17 protein-coding genes are annotated in these 17195 nt (G+C 69.3%); 13 read left to right on the top strand and 4 right to left on the bottom strand.

The window, feature by feature from the left end; genetic code table 11:
• The first annotated feature begins 2 nt into the window (after window positions 1-2).
• The 8 genes from AB0H52_RS22455 to AB0H52_RS22420 all read left to right on the top strand — a co-directional run bounded on the left by AB0H52_RS22455 (window position 3) and on the right by AB0H52_RS22420 (window position 7376).
• Entirely contained in the window at window positions 3-842 is an 840-nt protein-coding gene (locus tag AB0H52_RS22455) for a hypothetical protein (protein ID WP_357949723.1), read from the top strand.
• Between the two features lie 90 nt (window positions 843-932).
• A complete protein-coding gene (locus AB0H52_RS22450) occupies window positions 933-1121 on the top strand; it encodes a hypothetical protein (RefSeq protein ID WP_357949721.1) in 189 nt (62 codons plus the stop codon).
• Window positions 1122-1250: 129 nt separating this feature from the next.
• Entirely contained in the window at window positions 1251-2546 is a 1296-nt protein-coding gene (locus AB0H52_RS22445) for a replication initiator (protein WP_357949789.1), read from the top strand.
• Window positions 2543-2728, top strand: a complete 186-nt coding sequence (locus AB0H52_RS22440) for a helix-turn-helix domain-containing protein (protein ID WP_357949719.1) — start codon at window positions 2543-2545, stop codon at window positions 2726-2728. Before AB0H52_RS22445 ends, AB0H52_RS22440 begins: the two co-directional genes overlap by 4 nt.
• A gap of 1 nt (window position 2729) precedes the next feature.
• Entirely contained in the window at window positions 2730-3968 is a 1239-nt protein-coding gene (locus AB0H52_RS22435; RefSeq protein ID WP_357949716.1) for a tyrosine-type recombinase/integrase, read from the top strand.
• Window positions 3969-4198: 230 nt separating this feature from the next.
• Window positions 4199-5239: a mechanosensitive ion channel family protein gene (locus AB0H52_RS22430; RefSeq protein WP_151492008.1), complete on the top strand. Its 1041-nt coding sequence runs from the start codon at window positions 4199-4201 to the stop codon at window positions 5237-5239.
• 232 nt (window positions 5240-5471) lie between these two features.
• The gene (locus tag AB0H52_RS22425; protein ID WP_151492009.1) at window positions 5472-6863 is read left to right on the top strand and encodes an MFS transporter; all 1392 of its coding nucleotides are present in this window, start codon (window positions 5472-5474) and stop codon (window positions 6861-6863) included.
• A gap of 87 nt (window positions 6864-6950) precedes the next feature.
• Window positions 6951-7376 carry a globin gene (locus tag AB0H52_RS22420; protein WP_151492010.1) on the top strand — a complete coding sequence of 142 codons (426 nt, stop codon included), beginning with the start codon at window positions 6951-6953 and terminating at the stop codon, window positions 7374-7376.
• Window positions 7377-7397: 21 nt separating this feature from the next.
• Here the strand turns inward: AB0H52_RS22420 and AB0H52_RS22415 are convergent, their stop codons facing one another.
• From AB0H52_RS22415 to ettA, 4 genes are all read right to left on the bottom strand, one after another.
• Window positions 7398-7982: a YbjN domain-containing protein gene (locus tag AB0H52_RS22415; RefSeq protein WP_151492011.1), complete on the bottom strand. Its 585-nt coding sequence runs from the start codon at window positions 7980-7982 to the stop codon at window positions 7398-7400.
• 131 nt (window positions 7983-8113) lie between these two features.
• The gene (locus AB0H52_RS22410) at window positions 8114-8818 is read right to left on the bottom strand and encodes a hypothetical protein (RefSeq protein ID WP_151492012.1); all 705 of its coding nucleotides are present in this window, start codon (window positions 8816-8818) and stop codon (window positions 8114-8116) included.
• 29 nt (window positions 8819-8847) lie between these two features.
• The gene (locus AB0H52_RS22405; RefSeq protein WP_151492013.1) at window positions 8848-9294 is read right to left on the bottom strand and encodes a thioesterase family protein; all 447 of its coding nucleotides are present in this window, start codon (window positions 9292-9294) and stop codon (window positions 8848-8850) included.
• Between the two features lie 12 nt (window positions 9295-9306).
• Complete coding sequence (ettA, locus tag AB0H52_RS22400) at window positions 9307-10983, bottom strand: energy-dependent translational throttle protein EttA (protein WP_151492014.1); 1677 nt, start codon at window positions 10981-10983, stop codon at window positions 9307-9309.
• 212 nt (window positions 10984-11195) lie between these two features.
• On the opposite strand from ettA, the gene AB0H52_RS22395 reads away from it, so the two are divergent.
• The 5 genes from AB0H52_RS22395 to AB0H52_RS22375 all read left to right on the top strand — a co-directional run bounded on the left by AB0H52_RS22395 (window position 11196) and on the right by AB0H52_RS22375 (window position 17078).
• A complete protein-coding gene (locus AB0H52_RS22395; protein ID WP_151492015.1) occupies window positions 11196-11480 on the top strand; it encodes a hypothetical protein in 285 nt (94 codons plus the stop codon).
• A 10-nt stretch (window positions 11481-11490) separates the two neighbouring features.
• Window positions 11491-11862, top strand: a complete 372-nt coding sequence (locus tag AB0H52_RS22390) for a hypothetical protein (RefSeq protein ID WP_151492016.1) — start codon at window positions 11491-11493, stop codon at window positions 11860-11862.
• A gap of 142 nt (window positions 11863-12004) precedes the next feature.
• Window positions 12005-13405 (top strand): trehalose-6-phosphate synthase, encoded by a 1401-nt coding sequence (locus tag AB0H52_RS22385; RefSeq protein WP_151492017.1) that lies wholly within the window; start codon window positions 12005-12007, stop codon window positions 13403-13405.
• Window positions 13406-13446: 41 nt separating this feature from the next.
• Window positions 13447-16011, top strand: a complete 2565-nt coding sequence (gene otsB / locus AB0H52_RS22380) for a trehalose-phosphatase (protein WP_151492018.1) — start codon at window positions 13447-13449, stop codon at window positions 16009-16011.
• Between the two features lie 287 nt (window positions 16012-16298).
• Entirely contained in the window at window positions 16299-17078 is a 780-nt protein-coding gene (locus AB0H52_RS22375; RefSeq protein ID WP_151492019.1) for a transposase family protein, read from the top strand.
• Window positions 17079-17195: the final 117 nt, after the last annotated feature.

Here is a 17195-nt window from a genome sequence, read left to right as displayed (position 1 = left end):
CCTTGCCCAGCAACGAAAACAGCCGTGCTCCGCGTCCGGTTCGGAAGCTGACCAAACGCCTCGACGTCGCTCGTCAGCTCCACGAGCTGGAAAAGGATTCCGCGCTGGACATCGTGGACATCGAACGGCTACGCCAGAGCGTCACCCGCTGCCTGTGGCTGTTCCTCGCCATCGGATCGGCGTTCACCACAACCGGCGTTCAAGACTTCCTCGCCGGTCACCTCAACCCGGCCGATCCGGTCTGGTGGGGCTGCTGGGGCGTCGAACCCTGCCTTGTCGGCATTCTCATCACGATCCTGCGTTGGGAAGCCGCGATGATCGCCCGGAGCATCGACATCGATTCTCGGGCCGTGGACTGGCTCAAGCGGTTCTTGCTCGGCTCCACCCTCGTCATGAACGTCATCCCGGCGGTGTTTCCCCGCGAAGGCGGCATCAGCGCCGGCATGCTCGCCGCGCACTTCATGGTCCCGATCCTCGTGTTCTTCCTCGCCGAAGTCATGCCGATCGTGCAAGCACGCTGCACCCAAGCACGCCGGGCCGTCACTCTCACCCCAGCAACGGCCTCGGCTCCGGCTCCGGCTCCGGCTCCGGCTCCGGCGAGCGTGCCGGCCGTGGCGAACCCGGTCACCGTGGCACCCGCTCCCGCCGTGGTACTGCAACCTGCGGCACTGGACGGGCTCGGAATCCCGACCGGGATGCAAGCCCAGATTCACCAGCTCGTGGCGGAGCTGGACGCGCCGGTCACGGCCGCTGACATCCAGCGAGCTACCCGGCTTCCTCTCCCGATCGCGACACGGGTTGCCGAACGGTTCGCCCCCGCGCTCAACGGCCACGCCCACTAACTCACCGTCCGGCTCGGGCCTGCCGTGCTCCTGCTCGCACGGCAGGCCCCCGTTTTTCCTGCTCGCACTCACCCACCAGGCGGACTGACCATGCCCCCCGACCACACCACCAGCGCCACGGCCAGCGACGCGCTTCGACACCTCGGCGTCACCAACCGCGACGAGGCCCGCCGACTTCTCGACATGTACGCCCGACGCCACGAGATGAGCGCCGAACAGACGCAACAGGTTCTCGACGAGTTCCCGGCCCGACGCGCGGTCACCCGCGACGCGCACTGATTCACCTCTCGCCCCGATCTGCCGTGCTTCTCGCGCTGAGAGCACGGCAGGTCCGTCTCCGAAAGGAGAAACCCGATGGCGCTACCCCCACGCTCAACCTACGACGCCGAAGCGGCGTTGACGCAATGGATGCGCACCCCCGCCTACAAGGAATGGCGGGCCGGCGTCGAGAGCGTCAAGGGCTGCCTGCAACCGGTCCGGCTGGTCGGCAAGTTCGAGGTCCGCCACACCGGCACAGGTGACCTAATCGCCTCCCGACACGGCAAAGTCTGGGCGTCCTGCGGCACCCGACGCGCCGCCGTCTGCCCCACCTGCGCCGACCGGTACGCCGCCGACGCCTGGCACCTCATCCACGCGGGCATAGCCGGCGGCAAAGGCGTCCCCACCACCGTCGCCCGGTCGACGCGGCTGTTCGTCACCCTCACCGCCCCCTCGTTCGGCCCGGTGCACAACCGGCCCGGCAAACGACCGTGTTCCTGCGGACGCTGGCACCCCGAAGGCCATCCGCTGCTGGGGAGCCCGCTCGACCCGGCAACCTACGACTACACCGGGGCGGTGCTGTGGCAGGCACACAGCGGCCAACTCTGGCACCGGTTCACCATCGCGCTACGCCGCGCCGTCGCCGCCGCCGGCGGACTCACCGTCCGCGCATCCGGCGCACACCTGCGCATCTCGTACGCCAAGGTCGCCGAGTACCAGCGGCGCGGCCTGGTCCACTTCCACGCGGTCATCCGCGCCGACGGCCCCACCGGCCCGGACTCGTCGCCCCCGGTGTGGCTCACCGCCGACGTCCTGGCCGACGCGGTGCGTTCCGCGGCTTCCTCCGTCGAGCTCGACACCACCCGACCGGACGGAGCGGCGCTGCTCCTTGGCTGGGGTGAGCAGGTCGACGTCAAGGACATCACCACCACCGACATCGACATCAACGACGCGGACGACGACGGCGACCAGGCCGTAGCCGACACCCGGCTCGCCGGCTACATCGCCAAGTACGCCACCAAAGGCACCGGCGCCACCGAGACCGGAGACCGGCGCATCCGCTCACAGACCCACATCGACCGGCTACAGGTCTCCGCGCACCACCGGGCGATGATCCAAACCGCGTGGGACCTCGGCGGCCTCGACCAATACGCCGACCTCAAACTGCGCCACTGGGCGCACATGCTCGGCTTCCGAGGCCACTTCCTCACCAAATCCCGCATCTACTCCACCACCTTCAAAAACCTCCGCGCCGAACGCCGAACACACCAAATCCACACCGCGCTCACCGACGCCGGACTCCCCGAAGACACCGACGTCCTGGTCGTCAACGACTGGCAGATCCTCGGCATCGGCTACGACACCCCCGAACAACTCGAACTCGCCACCGCCATCGGAGACCGCATCCGAACCGCACGACAGCAAGCCAGAAAGGAACTCCGATGACCACCTCAACCACCGAACGCCTGTGGAGCGTCACCGACGTCTCGGCGTTCCTCGGCATTCCCGTCGGCACCCTCTACCAATGGCGACACCGCCGAACCGGCCCCCGCGCCTCCCGCGTCGGCCGACACCTCCGCTACGACCCCGCCGATGTGCGGGCCTGGTTCAACAACAAGGCGGCCTGACATGCCCATCGATGACCTCTGGTATCTCACCAAACGCGGACCAGACAAGAAACGACTCCCATCCAAACGGCACGGCAGGGGCAAACGCTGGCGGGTCCGCTACGCCGATGCCGCCGGCGAGTCCCGAGAAAAGCTATTCGAGCGCAAGACCGACGCGGAAGCCTTCGACGTTGAATGTCGTTCGGGCGTCGCTGTCGAAGTGAAGGCCAAGCGCGAGATGGACCGGCTCACCTTCGCCGAATACGCGCAGCGTTGGAAGGAATCACGTGAGTCGGGATGGAGCATCGAGACGCGGCGGCGTGTCCCACAGAACCTTCGAAAGCGTCTTCTACCGACATTCGGGGACCAGACCATTCGGTCAATTAACCTGACTGACGTAATGGCCTGGATTGGCGAGCTGCTCGATGAGCGCGTTGCCAAGTCGTCTATTGGTCTGTACTTCGGGGTTCTAAAGACCATTCTCAACGCTGCCGTTATCGATAAAGTTTTGTCCGAAAACCCCTGCAACGACGTGAACCTCTCGCAACTCCTGCGCGGAGTGTCAAGGGCACCGAAGTGGGTACCAACCGAGGACCAGGTGCTCAAGCTTATCGAGGTTGTTCCCCGACGCTTTCGCGCGGCTATATGGCTGGGAGCTGGCGAGGGTTTGCGTATCGGGGAAGTACTGGGCATGGAGGACGGTTCAAAGTGTCTGGACATTGCTCGCGCAGAGTTGCACGTGGTTCAGCAGTTGCGGCGCTCCGTTGAGCACTTTGATGGTTTCTACCTCGCCCCGCCGAAAAGTGGATCGGCGGGAACGGTCGATTTGGATGCCGTAGTTGCTGAGGAATTGGCGGCGCACGCTGCAGAGGTTGGCGCTGTCGAATTCGAGCTTCCGGACATCACTGACGGGAAGCGGGTGACTCGCTCGGCGGCTCTGCTATTCACCACTCCGCGCGGAAAGCTCATCACTGATTTCTACTGGTCCGAGCTGTGGGACAACTGGCGGGCTGCTGCGGGCTGGCCCAAAGGTGGCACCTTTCACTCCCTGCGTCACTTCTTTGCCACCACGCTGATGAGCAACGGCGTCGAGCCGCAGGAGGTGCAGAAGGCCTTACGCCATGCCAGCCTGCGAATCACGCTTGACACCTACGTGCATTGGCTGCCGAAGCAGGACCGGCGGCGCGGCCTCGTGGGGCAACTCCTTCGCCCGACCGGGAGCAGTCGGGCAACTGTTCCACCGGCCCAAGATCGACACTAGGTTGTGCCCTGGTTGTGCCGGATGATCTTTTCTGAGCGTTCTTGCAGTTCAGGGCGTTCTCTACCGGCCAATCCAAGATTGCACGCACTAATCCGGGGCCGGACAGGAAGCTCTTTCCCGCACCTGTCACGATGGCCGGTTCGCCCCGTTCCGGCCCCGCCCTCGGCAGCAGGTCACCCGGCCGGTGGGTCGGCGGCGGGCGCTCGGGCCCGTTGCGGTACGAAGACAGGGTGAGTGCCGCCAGCGTGACGCCCCTCGCCCTGTCCACCGCCGGGTCGGTGAACTGTCAGGGCAGTACCTCCTGCGAATGGATCTACAACATCACCAGGTCGTCCTGGTTCGCCGAGGGCAGCTACTGGATCCTGCTCAAACCGCTGCGGGTGCTGCTGATCGTGGCGTTGGCGATGGTGGCCCGCTGGGCGCTGCACCGCACGATCAACCGGCTGGTCCGGACCACCACCGACGGCGCGGTGCCGACGATGCTCCGGCCGTTGCGCGAGCGGGTGCCCACCGCCGCGGTCGACCCGGCCGAGTTCGTGCCGGAACGACGACGGCAGCGCGCCGAGGCGATCGGTTCGGTACTGCGCAGCCTGACCACCGCGTTCGTCTTCGGAATCGCGCTGCTGATGATCCTGCGGGAGTTCAGCTTCGATCTGGCGCCGCTGCTGGCCAGCGCCGGTATCGCCGGCGTCGCGCTGGGCTTCGGTGCGCAGAGTCTGGTCAAGGACCTGATCGCCGGCCTGTTCATGCTCATCGAGGACCAGTACGGGGTGGGCGACAACGTCGACCTGGGCGAGGCGACGGGCGTGGTGGAGTCGGTCGGCCTGCGGGTCACCACCGTGCGTGACGGTCGCGGGGTGCTCTGGTACATCCGCAACGGCGAGATCATCCGGGTGGGCAACAAGAGCCAGGGTTGGGCCCTGGTGGTGGTCGACCTGCCGATCGGGTTCAGCAGCACCGAGGAGGCGACCGCCGTCCTGCGGACCGCGGCCGCCTCGATCGCGATGGACCCGGAGTTGTCGCCGGAGATCGTGGAGGCGCCGGAGGTGTTGGGCGTCGAGCAGATGACGGTGGACGGCGCGGTGATCCGGACGGTGGTGAAGACGACCGCCGACGGGCAGTTCGCGGTGGGCCGTGAGCTGCGTCGACGGCTCGCGGAGGCGCTGGAGAACTCGGGGATCACCGCCCAGATCGCCGCGGCCCGCATCTATCCGGGCGCGTCGAGCCGCCCGTTGCGCGAGGGGGAGACCGGTCAGGGTGGTGCCACCTGACCCGGGCAACCTGTCCGGCGATCCAGGGGTCGCGGGCCGGCCGGCCCCTCAGGTATCGTCCGTTCGTTCAGTCGGGGATGCGACGAACGAGCCGTTCGCCCTAGCTAGTTGTCAGACTATCGGGCAGAATCCGGTGCACGCGTTCCCGCCGGAGCGTGGTCACATCCTCGCTGATCCGTAGATCTGACGAGTGTTCCCGGCCGGGCTGCCACGAGCGGTGCCCCGGGAGCCGATGGAGGCGACGGTGCCCGACGAGCGACCTTCCGCGGAAGGCCCGGCCACTTTTCGCGAAGTGTTCGCCCAGCGCGAGTTCCGTGCTGTCTTCACGGCCGGGGCCCTCTCGTGGGTCGGTGACTACCTGGCGAAGGCCGCCGTCACCCTCCTCGTCTACCAGCAGACCAGGTCCGTCGCGCTCTCCGCCGCCGCGTTCGCCGTCAGCTTCCTGCCCTGGCTGCTCGGTGGCCCACTGCTCGCCGCGCTGGCGGAGCGATACCCGTACCGGCGGGTGATGGTCACGTGTGACGTGATCCGGATGGCGCTGATGCTGCTCATCGCCATCCCGAACCTGCCGGTCCAGGCGGTGCTGGTGCTCATCTTCGCGGCCACGCTGGCCAACCCGCCGAGCCAGGCGGCGAAGTCCGCCCTGCTGCCGCAGATCCTCGCCGGCGACCGGCTGGTGGTCGGCCTGTCGTTGAACAGCAGCGTCGGGCAGGCCGCGCAGGTCGTCGGCTACCTGCTCGGCACCGCCGTCGCCGCGATCAACCCGGCCGCCGCGCTGCTGATCAACGCGGCGACGTTCGCCGTCTCGGCGCTACTGGTGCGTTTCGGCGTCCAGGATCGGCTCCCGGTGATGACCAGCGCCCACCGCAGCCACCTGCTCCGGGAGACCACCCAGGGTTTCCAGATCGTGTTCCGGACGCCGGTGCTGCGGGCCATCGCGGTGCTGGTGTTCAGCGCGATGCTCTTCTCGATCGTCCCGGAGGGGCTGGCCGCGGGCTGGGCCAACCGGGACGGCGGCAGGATGGACGCGGGCCTGGCGCAAGCGTTGATCATGGTGGCGAATCCGCTGGGATTCATCCTCGGCGGGCTGCTCGTGAGCCGACTGTTCGCTCCGTCCCGCCGACTGGCCCTGATGCGGCCCCTGGCCGTGCTCGCGCCGCTGGCGCTGGTGCCGGCACTGTTCAACCCCGCCCCACCGGTGGTGGCGCTACTCGCCGCGCTCTGCGGGTTCGCGGTCGCCGGCATGCTGCCGATGGCCAACGGCCTGTTCGTCCAGGCCCTGCGCGCCGAGTTCCGGGCCCGCGCGTTCGGTGTGATGGCCACCGGGGTCCAGGTCATCCAGGGGGTGGCGGTGCTGGCCACCGGGCTGCTCGCCGACCGGTTCTCGATCCCGGTGGTGGTGGGGGTGTGGAGCGCGGCCGGGGTGCTGCTGATGCTGGTGGCCGCGCTGCGCTGGCCGGACCAGCAGACGGTGGACAACGCCATCGCGGCGGCCGTCACGGCCAACGCCGCGCAGGCGGCCAGCGCGGCGCAGACGGCCACCCCGGGTGGCCGACTTACCGGCGGCAAGCCGGTGGACGAACCCCAGGCCGGCAAGGGCCACCGCCGGCACGCGGTGACCTGACCCGACGTCCCGTCCGCGGCTCGGGCGTGACCCGACCCACGGTGTACGGGTCGGGCCGGCTCGGGACGCACCTGGCAGGATGGAACGGTGAACCCCGCAGGTGAATCCGACCGTCCCGGCGCGTCGACCCTCTTCGAGGCGGTCGGCGGCGAGCCCACCTTCCGCAAGCTGGTCGACGAGTTCTACGCCGGCGTCGCCACCGATCCCCTGCTGCGGCCCATGTACCCGGAGGAGGACCTGGGCCCGGCCGCGGACCGGATGACCCTGTTCCTGATGCAGTACTGGGGTGGGCCGAACACGTACTCCGCCCAGCGCGGGCACCCACGGCTGCGGATGCGGCACGCGCCCTTCCGGATCGGCGCGGCCGAGCGGGACGCCTGGCTGCGCAACATGCGCCGCGCCGTGGACCGCCTCGACCTCGAGCCGGAGATCGCCGGCACGCTCTGGGACTACCTGGAGCGTGCCGCGTACTTCATGGTCAACGTCGAGGAAGATCCGGCCCACGGCGTCTGACCCGCCCGACCCGGGGCGGCCTCAGAGCAGCGCGCCCTCGTCGTGCAGCCAGTCCACGAAGCTGGTGGCCACCGCCGCGCCGCAGTCGAGCATCTCGACCAGCAGCGCGTCGTGCGTGCCGGCGCCGAGCGGCACCTGCAGCTCGGCGTAGATCGGCAGCTGCCCGCGCTCCGTCGGATCGCCGATGTACGCCTTGCAGAACCGGCGGGTGTGGTTCCACTCGTTGACCACCCGGTAGGCCCGGTCGGCCCAGTCCGGCGGGACGGTGGCGTGCGGGCGTGCCCGCATCACCAGAATCTCGTCCTCCGGCCCTTCGAGGGCGACCAGCACGGCGTGCCGCTCCCACATGGCCAGCAGGTTGCCGTCGCCGTCGGCCAGGTAACGCACGTCGAGCAGGTCGAGCGCGTCACAGACTCTGCGCAGACTGACCGGCTCGACGGTTGCGGGCATCTCCGTCAGGACGGGTCGATCGTTGGACGGGCAGTCGTCCCCCGGCTGGCGGGGGCTGGGCGGTCCGACCCGGACCGCGCTCTCCACTGTGATCCCGCTTCGGGTTTCCGGATCGCCGCCGTCGGCGGGACCGGGGCGCCATGACCACCACGGCATCGCTCGCGCACCTCACTCCCCAGCGGATCCAGTCGCCTACGGTGCGTTGGATCCGAGGATGGACGGTACCCGGACAGCCGGGTTGAAGCATCCCCCCAACGACCGCCCCAGCCCAGAAGAATGACCATGGGTCATCCGTTCGGATGAGTCCCGAGGGGTGTTAAGGCGAGGTCGGTGGCCTTCTGCAACCAGGCCGCTCCGTATGGTCCCACCAGGCCAACCCATCGGCCGGCCACCCGTACCTGCACGGTCGGCTCGTCCGCGCCGGCGACCGGGCCGGCGGCGGCACCGAGGAAACCCATCCGAACCAGCCCCTGCACCAGCCGCTGCGGCACCTCCACCGGCGCTGCCGGCGATCCGTCGGGCGTGACCACCACCGCCACGTGATCGAGCAGCGCGTCCCGCAGGGCACGCTGACCGACCGCCCGGCCGGCCACACCCTCCTGGCTCGCGGTGCGGAGGGTGCCGGCGGCGGCGTCCGCGATCCGACGTAGCTCGGCGGCGGGCAGCACCTCCACCGGTCGGCTGCGCGCCGGCGGCAGCGGCCACCGCCACTGCGCGTCCCGACGGGTCGGTAACGTCGTGCCGCCACGCTCCAGCTCGGCGAGCAGCTCCGCGGCGGCCACCGTGACGTCGTCGGGGGTGCCGTCGACCGGCCCACCGGCCACCGTGCGCACCACCAGCACCTGCCACGGCAGCCGCGCCCAGAGAGCGACGCGGCCGGGCGCGCCGGCCGGCCGCAGCCGGACCGGCGCACCCGGCTCCAGCCGGACCAGGCGGGCCAGGAACGCCCCCGCGTCGGCCGACCCGGCGAGGTCGTGCGTCGACGCTGTCACCCCACCCGCTCCGGTCGCACCGGGCCGGGTCACGCCACGCCGCCCTGCGGGGCGTAGGTCAGCAGGAACTCCCGCTCCTCGGCGGTGATCCGCCGGGGCACCTGACGGGTCAGGTCGAACGGGACCAGCACCGAACGGGCCCGACTGGCGAGCACGTCACCGTCGTACAGCTCGTAGGCGACGGTGAACCGGGAGGCCCTGATCTCCTCCACCCACAGCTCGATCCGGACCGTGGGCGCGGCCTGGGCGGTGGCCCGACCCAGCGCGTAGTCCACCGGCCGGAGATAGTCGACCTCGTGCCGGCGGATCACCACCCCGTCGGCGAACGAGCCGACCCCCCAGGCGCGGCCACCGGCGAACATCAACGCCACCCGCGCCTCCTCGTACAGGGTGAGGAAGCGCGAGTTGTTGATGTGGCCGTACGCGTCCAGGTCGGACCAGCGCAGTGTGCAGTGGTAGACGAACCGGTCAGACACCGTGTCGGCCGGTCAGTCGCGGGTCAGCTTGCGGTAGGTCACCCGGTGCGGCCGGGCGGCCTCCGCGCCGAGGCGGTCGATCTTGTTCTTCTCGTACGCCTCGAAGTTGCCCTCGAACCAGAACCACCTGGCCGGGTCCTGGTCGTCGCCCTCCCAGGCCAGGATGTGCGTGGCGACCCGGTCCAGGAACATCCGGTCGTGGGAGATGACCACGGCGCAGCCGGGGAACTCCAGCAGCGCGTTCTCCAGGCTGGAGAGGGTCTCCACGTCCAGGTCGTTCGTCGGCTCGTCGAGCAGGATGACGTTGCCGCCGATCTTCAGGGTCAGCGCCAGGTTGAGCCGGTTGCGCTCGCCGCCGGAGAGCACCTTGGTCGGCTTCTGCTGGTCCGGGCCCTTGAAGCCGAACGCGGCGATGTACGCCCGCGACGGCATCTCGACCTTGCCCACCATCAGGTAGTCCAGCCCGTCGGAGACGACCTCCCAGACGGTCTTGTCACCGTCGAGGCCCTGCCGGTTCTGGTCGACGTACGACAGCGAGACCGTCGGGCCGACCCGGACCTCGCCGCCGGTCGGCTCCTCCAGCCCGACGATGGTCTTGAACAGCGTGGTCTTGCCGACGCCGTTGGGGCCGATGATGCCGACGATGCCGTTACGCGGCAGCGAGAACGACAGGTTGTCGATCAGCAACCGGTCACCGAAGCCCTTGCTGAGACCGTTCGCCTCGATGACGGTGCTGCCCAGGCGCGGGCCCGGCGGGATCTGGATCTCCTCGAAGTCCAGCTTGCGGGTCTTCTCCGCCTCGGTGGCCATCTCGTCGTACCGGTCCAGACGGGCCTTGGACTTGGTCTGCCGGGCCTTGGCGTTGGAGCGGACCCACTCCAGCTCCTCGGTGAGGCGCTTCTTCATCTTCGCGTCGCGGCGGCCCTCGACGGCCAGCCGGGCGGCCTTCTTCTCCAGGTAGGTGGAGTAGTTGCCCTCGTAGCCGATGGCCCGGCCGCGGTCCAGCTCCAGGATCCAGCCGGCGACCTTGTCCAGGAAGTACCGGTCGTGGGTGATCGCCATGACGGTGCCGGCGTACTTGGCCAGGTGCTGCTCCAGCCAGGAGACGCTCTCCGCGTCCAGGTGGTTGGTGGGCTCGTCGAGCAGCAGCAGGTCGGGCGCCTCCAGCAGCAGCTTGCAGAGCGCGACGCGGCGGCGCTCACCACCGGAGAGCTGGGTCACGTCGGCGTCCGGCGGCGGGCAGCGCAGCGCGTCCATGGCCAGCTCGAGCTTGGAGTCGATGTCCCACGCGTCGGCGTGGTCCAGCTCCTCCTGGAGCTTGCCCATCTCCTCCATCAGCTCGTCGGAGTAGTCGGTCGCCATCTGCTCGGCGATCTTGTTGAACCGCTCCAGCTTGGCCTTGGTCTCGGCGACCGCCTCCTCGACGTTGCCGAGCACCGTCTTGGCGTCGTTGAGCGGGGGCTCCTGGGCGAGCATGCCGACGGTGTAGCCGGGCATCAGCCGGGCCTCGCCGTTGCTCGGCTTGTCCAGCCCTGCCATGATCTTGAGGAGGCTGGACTTACCGGCGCCGTTCGGACCGACCACACCGATCTTGGCCCCCGGCAGGAAGCTCAGCGTCACGTTGTCGAGCACGACCTTGTCGCCGTGCGCCTTGCGCGCCTTTTCCAGGACGTAGATGTACTGGGCCACGGTGCGGGCTACCTCCGTCGGATTGCTGTCGCCTGATCGGGGCGCGGGCGCGGGCTGCGAGGACCGCCCGCTGCCGCCGGCCGGGAGCCGGCCGCGCGCACGCCATCGTCAATCCTGACAGGTACGGCGCGCTTCGCCCACATCACCCCGCCCCAGGAGTACGCGGGCGCGCCGCGTTGCCGGCCGTGGTATCACCCACTAGCGTCCTTGGTATGACCAAGAAAATCGCTATCAGCGTGCCGGATGACGTGGCGGAGCGGCTGGCCACCGAGCCCAACGTGTCCGCATTCGTGACGGAGAGCATCCGCCAACGCATGGTCGGTGAACGAACACGACGGACCCTGGAGCAGCTCGGCTTCAAGATCACTGACGAGGGCCTTGAGGAGGCCGGGCGCACGTTGGATCAGGCACGCCAGGCGATAACTCCCGAGTTGCGCGCCAAGGCCGCAGCGCTGCTCAACGAGGCGTCCCGAGGACGGATGCAGGTCTGTGACTGACGCAGGACTCGTGCTCGACACGACCGCATTGCTGGCCTACTCCGAAGGAGTGCCGGCCGTTGGCATCCAGATCGCCAAAGTCGCCTACCGCCGGGAGTCGGTGATCATTCCGGCCATGTGCCTCACAGCGGCGTATCGCCGGGTGTCCAACGACGGCTGGCCACTGCTGGACAGCATCGCCGATCTCGAAGCTGTACTCGTCACGCCGGTAGATCACAACATGTGCCCCATCCTGGGCGGCTGGTCCCGCCTACTGGGCAGCATCGATCTCGCCCAGGTTGCGATCGAAGCAGCAGCCCGAGCGGTCGTGCCGATCATGACGGACCGGCGGGAGCTGCTCGGTGAGGTACTGCCGAAGGAATGGCCGATCATCGACCTCTGACCCACGCGCTGTCGACAAGATCACCGACGGATTTCGGCACGTGCGGGGCGGGTAGGAGACTCCGGCACGAGGCACAAGACGCCGCAGCTACGCTCAGTACGCTCATCGCGGTGGACCCGTCAGTACCCGGAGGTGGCCGATCGTGACCGTCCGTAGCTCCTTTGTCGTAGTGGCGAACCGTCTGCCGGTCGACGAGGTGAGCACACCCGAGGGACGACAGTGGCGACGCAGCCCCGGAGGGCTGGTCACCGCGCTGCATCCCGTGCTCGCCGAACATCAGGGCACCTGGGTCGGCTGGGCTGGCGGCACCGGTGCCGCGCCCGAGCCGTTCGACCTGGAGGGGATCCGCCTGCACCCGGTCCCGTTGAGCGCCGAAGAGCTGGAGCGCTACTACGAGGGCCAGTCCAACGCGACGATCTGGCCGCTGTACCACGACGCCGTGGAGACGCCGGCCTACAAGCGGCGCTGGCGGGAGGCGTACCGCCTGGTCAACGCGCGGTTCGCGGAGGCCGCGGCGGACGTGGCGGCCGAAGGCGCGACGGTCTGGGTGCAGGACTACCAGCTCCAGCTGGTCCCGGCGATGCTGCGGGAGCTCCGACCCGACCTACGCATCGGCTTCTTCCTGCACATCCCGTTCCCGCCGATCGAGCTGTTCATGCAGATGCCGTTCCGCACCGAGATCCTGCGCGGCCTGCTCGGCGCCGACCTGGTCGGCTTCCAGCAGCGGCTGGCCGCGCAGAACTTCGTCCGGCTGGCCCGGCACCTGCTCGGGCTGCGCTACGAGGGGCAGATGATCCAGGTCGACGGGCGGCAGGTGAAGGCGGGCGCCTTCCCCATCTCGATCGACACGCAGGAGATGGAGCGGATGGCTGCCGATTCGGCGGTCCAGGCCCGCGCCAAGCAGATCCGCGCCGAGCTGGGCGACCCGAAGACGATCATCCTGGGTGTGGACCGGCTGGATTACACCAAGGGCATCGAGTTGCGGCTCAAGGCCTTCCGCGAACTGCTCGCTGACGGAAAGTTGACAGTCCCGGACGCGGTTATGGTGCAGGTCGCCACGCCGAGCCGCGAGCGCGTCGAGCACTACCAGGCACTACGGGTCAAGGTGGAGCGCGAGGTTGGTCGGATCAATGGCGAATTCGGCAGGGTCGGCGTGCCGGCGGTGCATTATCTGCATCAGTCGTACAGTCGCAGTGAACTGGCCGCGATGTACGTTGCTGCCGACGTGATGATGGTGACCCCGCTGCGAGACGGAATGAACCTGGTAGCCAAGGAGTACGTAGCATCACGTGCCGACCAGGGCGGTGCGCTCGTGCTCAGTGAATTCGCTGGCGCCGCCACCGAGCTGCGTCAAGCTTTCCTGTGTAACCCGCACGACCCGGACGCGGTCAAGGACGCCCTGCTCCGGGCCGTGCACGTGGAGAAAACCGAGGCACGCCGCCGGATGCGGACAATGCAACGTCACCTGCGTACCCACGACGTGGGCCACTGGGCCAAGTCGTTCCTCTCCGAACTGGGAGTCTCCGAGGCGGAGGCCGCGTGAACACGTCCGTCAACGACGGAGCGGCGACCGCCACCGGGGTGATGGACCCCGAGCTGCGATCCGCCATCGGCCGGATCGCCCGGGTCCCCCAGCTCCTGATCGCCTGCGACTACGACGGCACGCTGGCGCCGATCGTGGAAGATCCGAGCACAGCCGTACCACTGCCCGAGTCGGTGGCCGCGATCCGCGCCCTCGCCGCGCTGCCGCAGACCAGCGTGGCGGTCGTCTCCGGCCGGGCGCTGCGCGACCTGGCCGCGCTCTCCCGGCTGCCCAGCGAGGTGCACCTCGTCGGCAGCCACGGCTCCGAGTTCGACATCGGCTTCGTCGAGCGGCTCTCCCCCGAACTGGTGGCGGTGCGCACCCAGGTGCGCAACGCGCTGCGCGAGATCGCCGCCGAACACCCCGGCATCCGGCTGGAACGTAAGCCGGCCAGTGTCGCCGTGCACACCCGGGGCGTCGACCCGCAGGTCGCCGCCGCCGCCATCGAGGCGGTGCGCAACGGCCCGGCCGCCTTCGACGGTGTCACGGTCACCCAGGGCAAAGAGGTCATCGAACTCTCCGTGGTGGCCACCCACAAGGGCACCGCCGTCGACCAGCTGCGCACCCAACTCTCGGCCAGCGCGGTGCTCTTCATCGGTGACGACGTCACCGACGAGAACGCGTTCGGCAACCTGCACGGCCCGGACCTCGGCATCAAGATCGGCCCCGGCGACACCCAGGCCAGCTACCGGGTGGCCGAGCCGATCGAGGCGGCCCGCGCACTCGGGCTGCTGCTGGAGACCCGCCGACACTGGCTGTTCGGCGAGCGGGCGGTGCCCATCGAGCGGCACTCCATGCTGGCCAACGGCCGTACCGTCGCTCTGCTCACCCCCGAGGCCAAGGTCAGCTGGCTCTGCCACCCCAAGGCCGACTCCGCGGCGATCTTCGCCGACCTGGTCGGTGGGAGCCCGGCCGGTCACTTCAGCGTCACCCCGGAACGCGGTGGCATCCCGCTGGGTCAGCGCTACCGCTCGGGCACGATGACCGTGGAGACCCGGTGGTCCGGGCTCACCGTCACCGACTGGCTGGACAAGCCGGCCCACGAGACCACTCCGGACGACAGCCCGGCGGTCATCACCGGCGACTCGACACTGGTCCGGGTGCTCACCGGCAGCGGGCGGGTCCGGGTGGAGTTCGCGCCCCGCCCCGAGTTCGGCCAGGTCGCCGTGCAGCTGCAGCCGCTCGGCGACGGCCTGCTGGTGCTCGGCTCCAACGAGCCGGTGGCCCTCTACTCCCCCGGCGTGCAGTGGCAGGTCGACAACGACGGCGGGTACGAGACGGCCAAGGCCATCGTCGACCTCTCCGCCGCCGGTGGGCAGGTCGTGCTGGAGCTGCGCTTCGGCACGCACAGCCTGGAGCACCACCGGGTGCCGATCCACGAGCGGCAGGCGGCGGCCGAGCAGCCGTGGAAGGACTGGGTGGCCTCGCTGCGGCTGCCCTCCACCTCCCGCGAGCTGGTCGCCCGCAGCGCGCTCACCCTGCGCGGTCTCTGCCACGAGGCCACCGGTTCGATCCTGGCGGCGGCCACCACCTCGCTCCCCGAGGAGCTGGGCGGCGTCCGCAACTGGGACTACCGCTACTGCTGGCTGCGCGACGCCGCGCTGACCGCCCGCGCGCTGGTCGACCTCGGCTCCATCGAGGAGGCCGAGGCGTTCCTGCGCTGGGTGGACGGCTGCATCGAGCGCACCGGCGGCCACCCGGAGCGGCTGCATCCGCTGTACACCATCGACGGCTACGAGCTGGGCGCCGAGGCGGTCATCGACACGCTGCCCGGGTACGCCGGCTCCCGGCCGGTACGGGTCGGCAACCTGGCGAACCACCAGCTTCAGCTGGACGTCTTCGGCCCGATCGCCGACCTGATCGCGGCCGTCGCCGACGCCCGCGGCTCGGTCCGCGACGACGAGTGGCGGGTGCTGGAGAACATGGTCGAGGCGGTCCGCCGCCGCTGGCACGAGCCCGACCACGGCATCTGGGAGGCCCGGCTGCCACCACGGCACCACGTGTTCTCCAAGGTGATGTGCTGGATGACCGTCGACCGGGCGCTGCACGTGATGCGCCAGCACGGCGGCGAGGACCGCTCGGAGTGGAAGGATCTGCGCGACCGGATCGGCGCCAACGTGCTGGAGCACGGCTGGCACGAGGCGGTCGAGGCGTACAGCGTCGCGTACGGCGATGAGGACATGGACGCGTCGTCGCTCTGGATCGGCCTCTCCGGGCTGCTCGCCGGCGACGACCCGCGCTTCCTGTCCACCGTTCTGAGGATCGAGGCGGACCTGCGCAGCGGCCCGGTCGTCTACCGCTACCACTGGGACGACGGCCTGCCCGGCCGCGAGGGCGGCTTCCACATCTGCACGGCGTGGCTGATCGAGGCGTACCTGCGCACCGGCCGCCGCACCGACGCCGAGGAGCTGTTCGCGCAGATGGTGCTCACGGCCGGCCCGACCGGGCTGCTCCCCGAGCAGTACGACCCGCTCGCCGAGCGCGGGTTGGGCAACCACCCGCAGGCGTACAGCCACCTCGGGCTGATCCGCTGCGCCCTGCTGCTGGACAACATGCTCAAGCAGTAACGACAGCACGTACGACGGCGGGGCCGGAGCGCACACGCTCCGGCCCCGTCTGCTCTGTTCGGCGTCCTCCGCGGCGTGTCCGGAACGGTCCCGTACCGGCCCGAACGGGCCGGACTCTTCACGGTGGTTTCCCAACCTGCGTTCCACAGCTTCGCGTCGATATAGTCCGCGAATCTGGGTTGTGGGCTGGGCAAACGCCGGTTGGACCGGTGACATGGCGTGTCACTAAGGGACGTCTCGTAACCCTGGCGTTTGTCCGTTGAGGACGATCGGGCAGGATGCCCGGTGTGCAGGTGATCACCGCAGCCCGCCCGGAGTGGATCTTCCCGTTCACCGGGTTGCAGCCCGCCCAGTTCCGCAAGCTGGTCCGGCTGGTCGCCGAGCGCGGCGGTGACGGCATCGCCGACGGCCGGCCGGGCCGGCAGTGGGCCCTCGACCTGCCGGATCGGGTGTTGCTGGTGGCCGCGTACTGGCGTACGAACTTGACGATGCGGCAGATCGGCCCGTTGTTCGGGGTGTCGCACTCCGCGGCGCATCGGGTCATCGACACCCTCGCGCCGCTGCTGGCCTTGGCGCCGGTGCGCAAACGGCCGGTCGAGCAGATCGCGATCGTTGACGGGACTCTGGTCCCGACCCGCGATCATCGCCTGGCCGCCCGGAGCAAGAACTACCGGTACTCGACGAACCTGCAGGTCGCTATCGACGCCAGCACCCGCCTGGTCACCGCCGTCGGTGACCCGCAGCCCGGCAACCGCAACGACACCATCGTCTACCGCACCTCCGGCATCGCCGAGACGCTGGACGGGCGGCCGGTGATGGCCGACGGCGGCTACCGCGGCAACCCCGAGGTGATCATGCCGTACCGCAAACCGTCTGACGGCAGCGAACTGCCCGCCTGGAAGCAAGCCCTCAACGTCGAGCACCGCACCGTCCGCGCCGGGGTCGAACTCGCCCTGGCCAGGATGAAATGCTTCAAGATCCTGCGCGACTACCGCCGCGCCGCCCACACATTGGCCGACGCCGCTTCCGGCATCGCCAACCTCCACAACATCATCCTCGCCGGGTGAGCACCAACCCGGCGCGGGGCAAGGGAGTGTCAAGTTAACGGCTGATCTTGGTTGTTGAGGTGGTCAGTCGTTGGCCGGGGTGAGCCGGCCCTCGAAGGCGATCTGGAAGGCGTTCAG

Source organism: Micromonospora sp. NPDC050695, assembly GCF_040654415.1.
Classification (GTDB): domain Bacteria; phylum Actinomycetota; class Actinomycetes; order Mycobacteriales; family Micromonosporaceae; genus Micromonospora.
This window is presented reverse-complemented; position numbering and strand designations above follow the sequence as displayed.

Excerpts from the sequence above, each read along its gene's own strand:
- AB0H52_RS22450 (WP_357949721.1), top strand. The coding sequence starts at position 933 with ATGCCCCCCGACCACACCACCAGCGCCACGGCCAGCGACGCGCTTCGA.
- AB0H52_RS22445 (WP_357949789.1), top strand. The coding sequence starts at position 1,251 with ATGCGCACCCCCGCCTACAAGGAATGGCGGGCCGGCGTCGAGAGCGTC.
- AB0H52_RS22440 (WP_357949719.1), top strand. The coding sequence starts at position 2,543 with ATGACCACCTCAACCACCGAACGCCTGTGGAGCGTCACCGACGTCTCG.
- AB0H52_RS22435 (WP_357949716.1), top strand. The coding sequence starts at position 2,730 with ATGCCCATCGATGACCTCTGGTATCTCACCAAACGCGGACCAGACAAG.
- AB0H52_RS22425 (WP_151492009.1), top strand. The coding sequence starts at position 5,472 with ATGGAGGCGACGGTGCCCGACGAGCGACCTTCCGCGGAAGGCCCGGCC.
- AB0H52_RS22415 (WP_151492011.1), bottom strand. The coding sequence starts at position 7,982 with ATGCCGTGGTGGTCATGGCGCCCCGGTCCCGCCGACGGCGGCGATCCG.
- AB0H52_RS22395 (WP_151492015.1), top strand. The coding sequence starts at position 11,196 with ATGACCAAGAAAATCGCTATCAGCGTGCCGGATGACGTGGCGGAGCGG.
- otsB (WP_151492018.1), top strand. The coding sequence starts at position 13,447 with ATGGACCCCGAGCTGCGATCCGCCATCGGCCGGATCGCCCGGGTCCCC.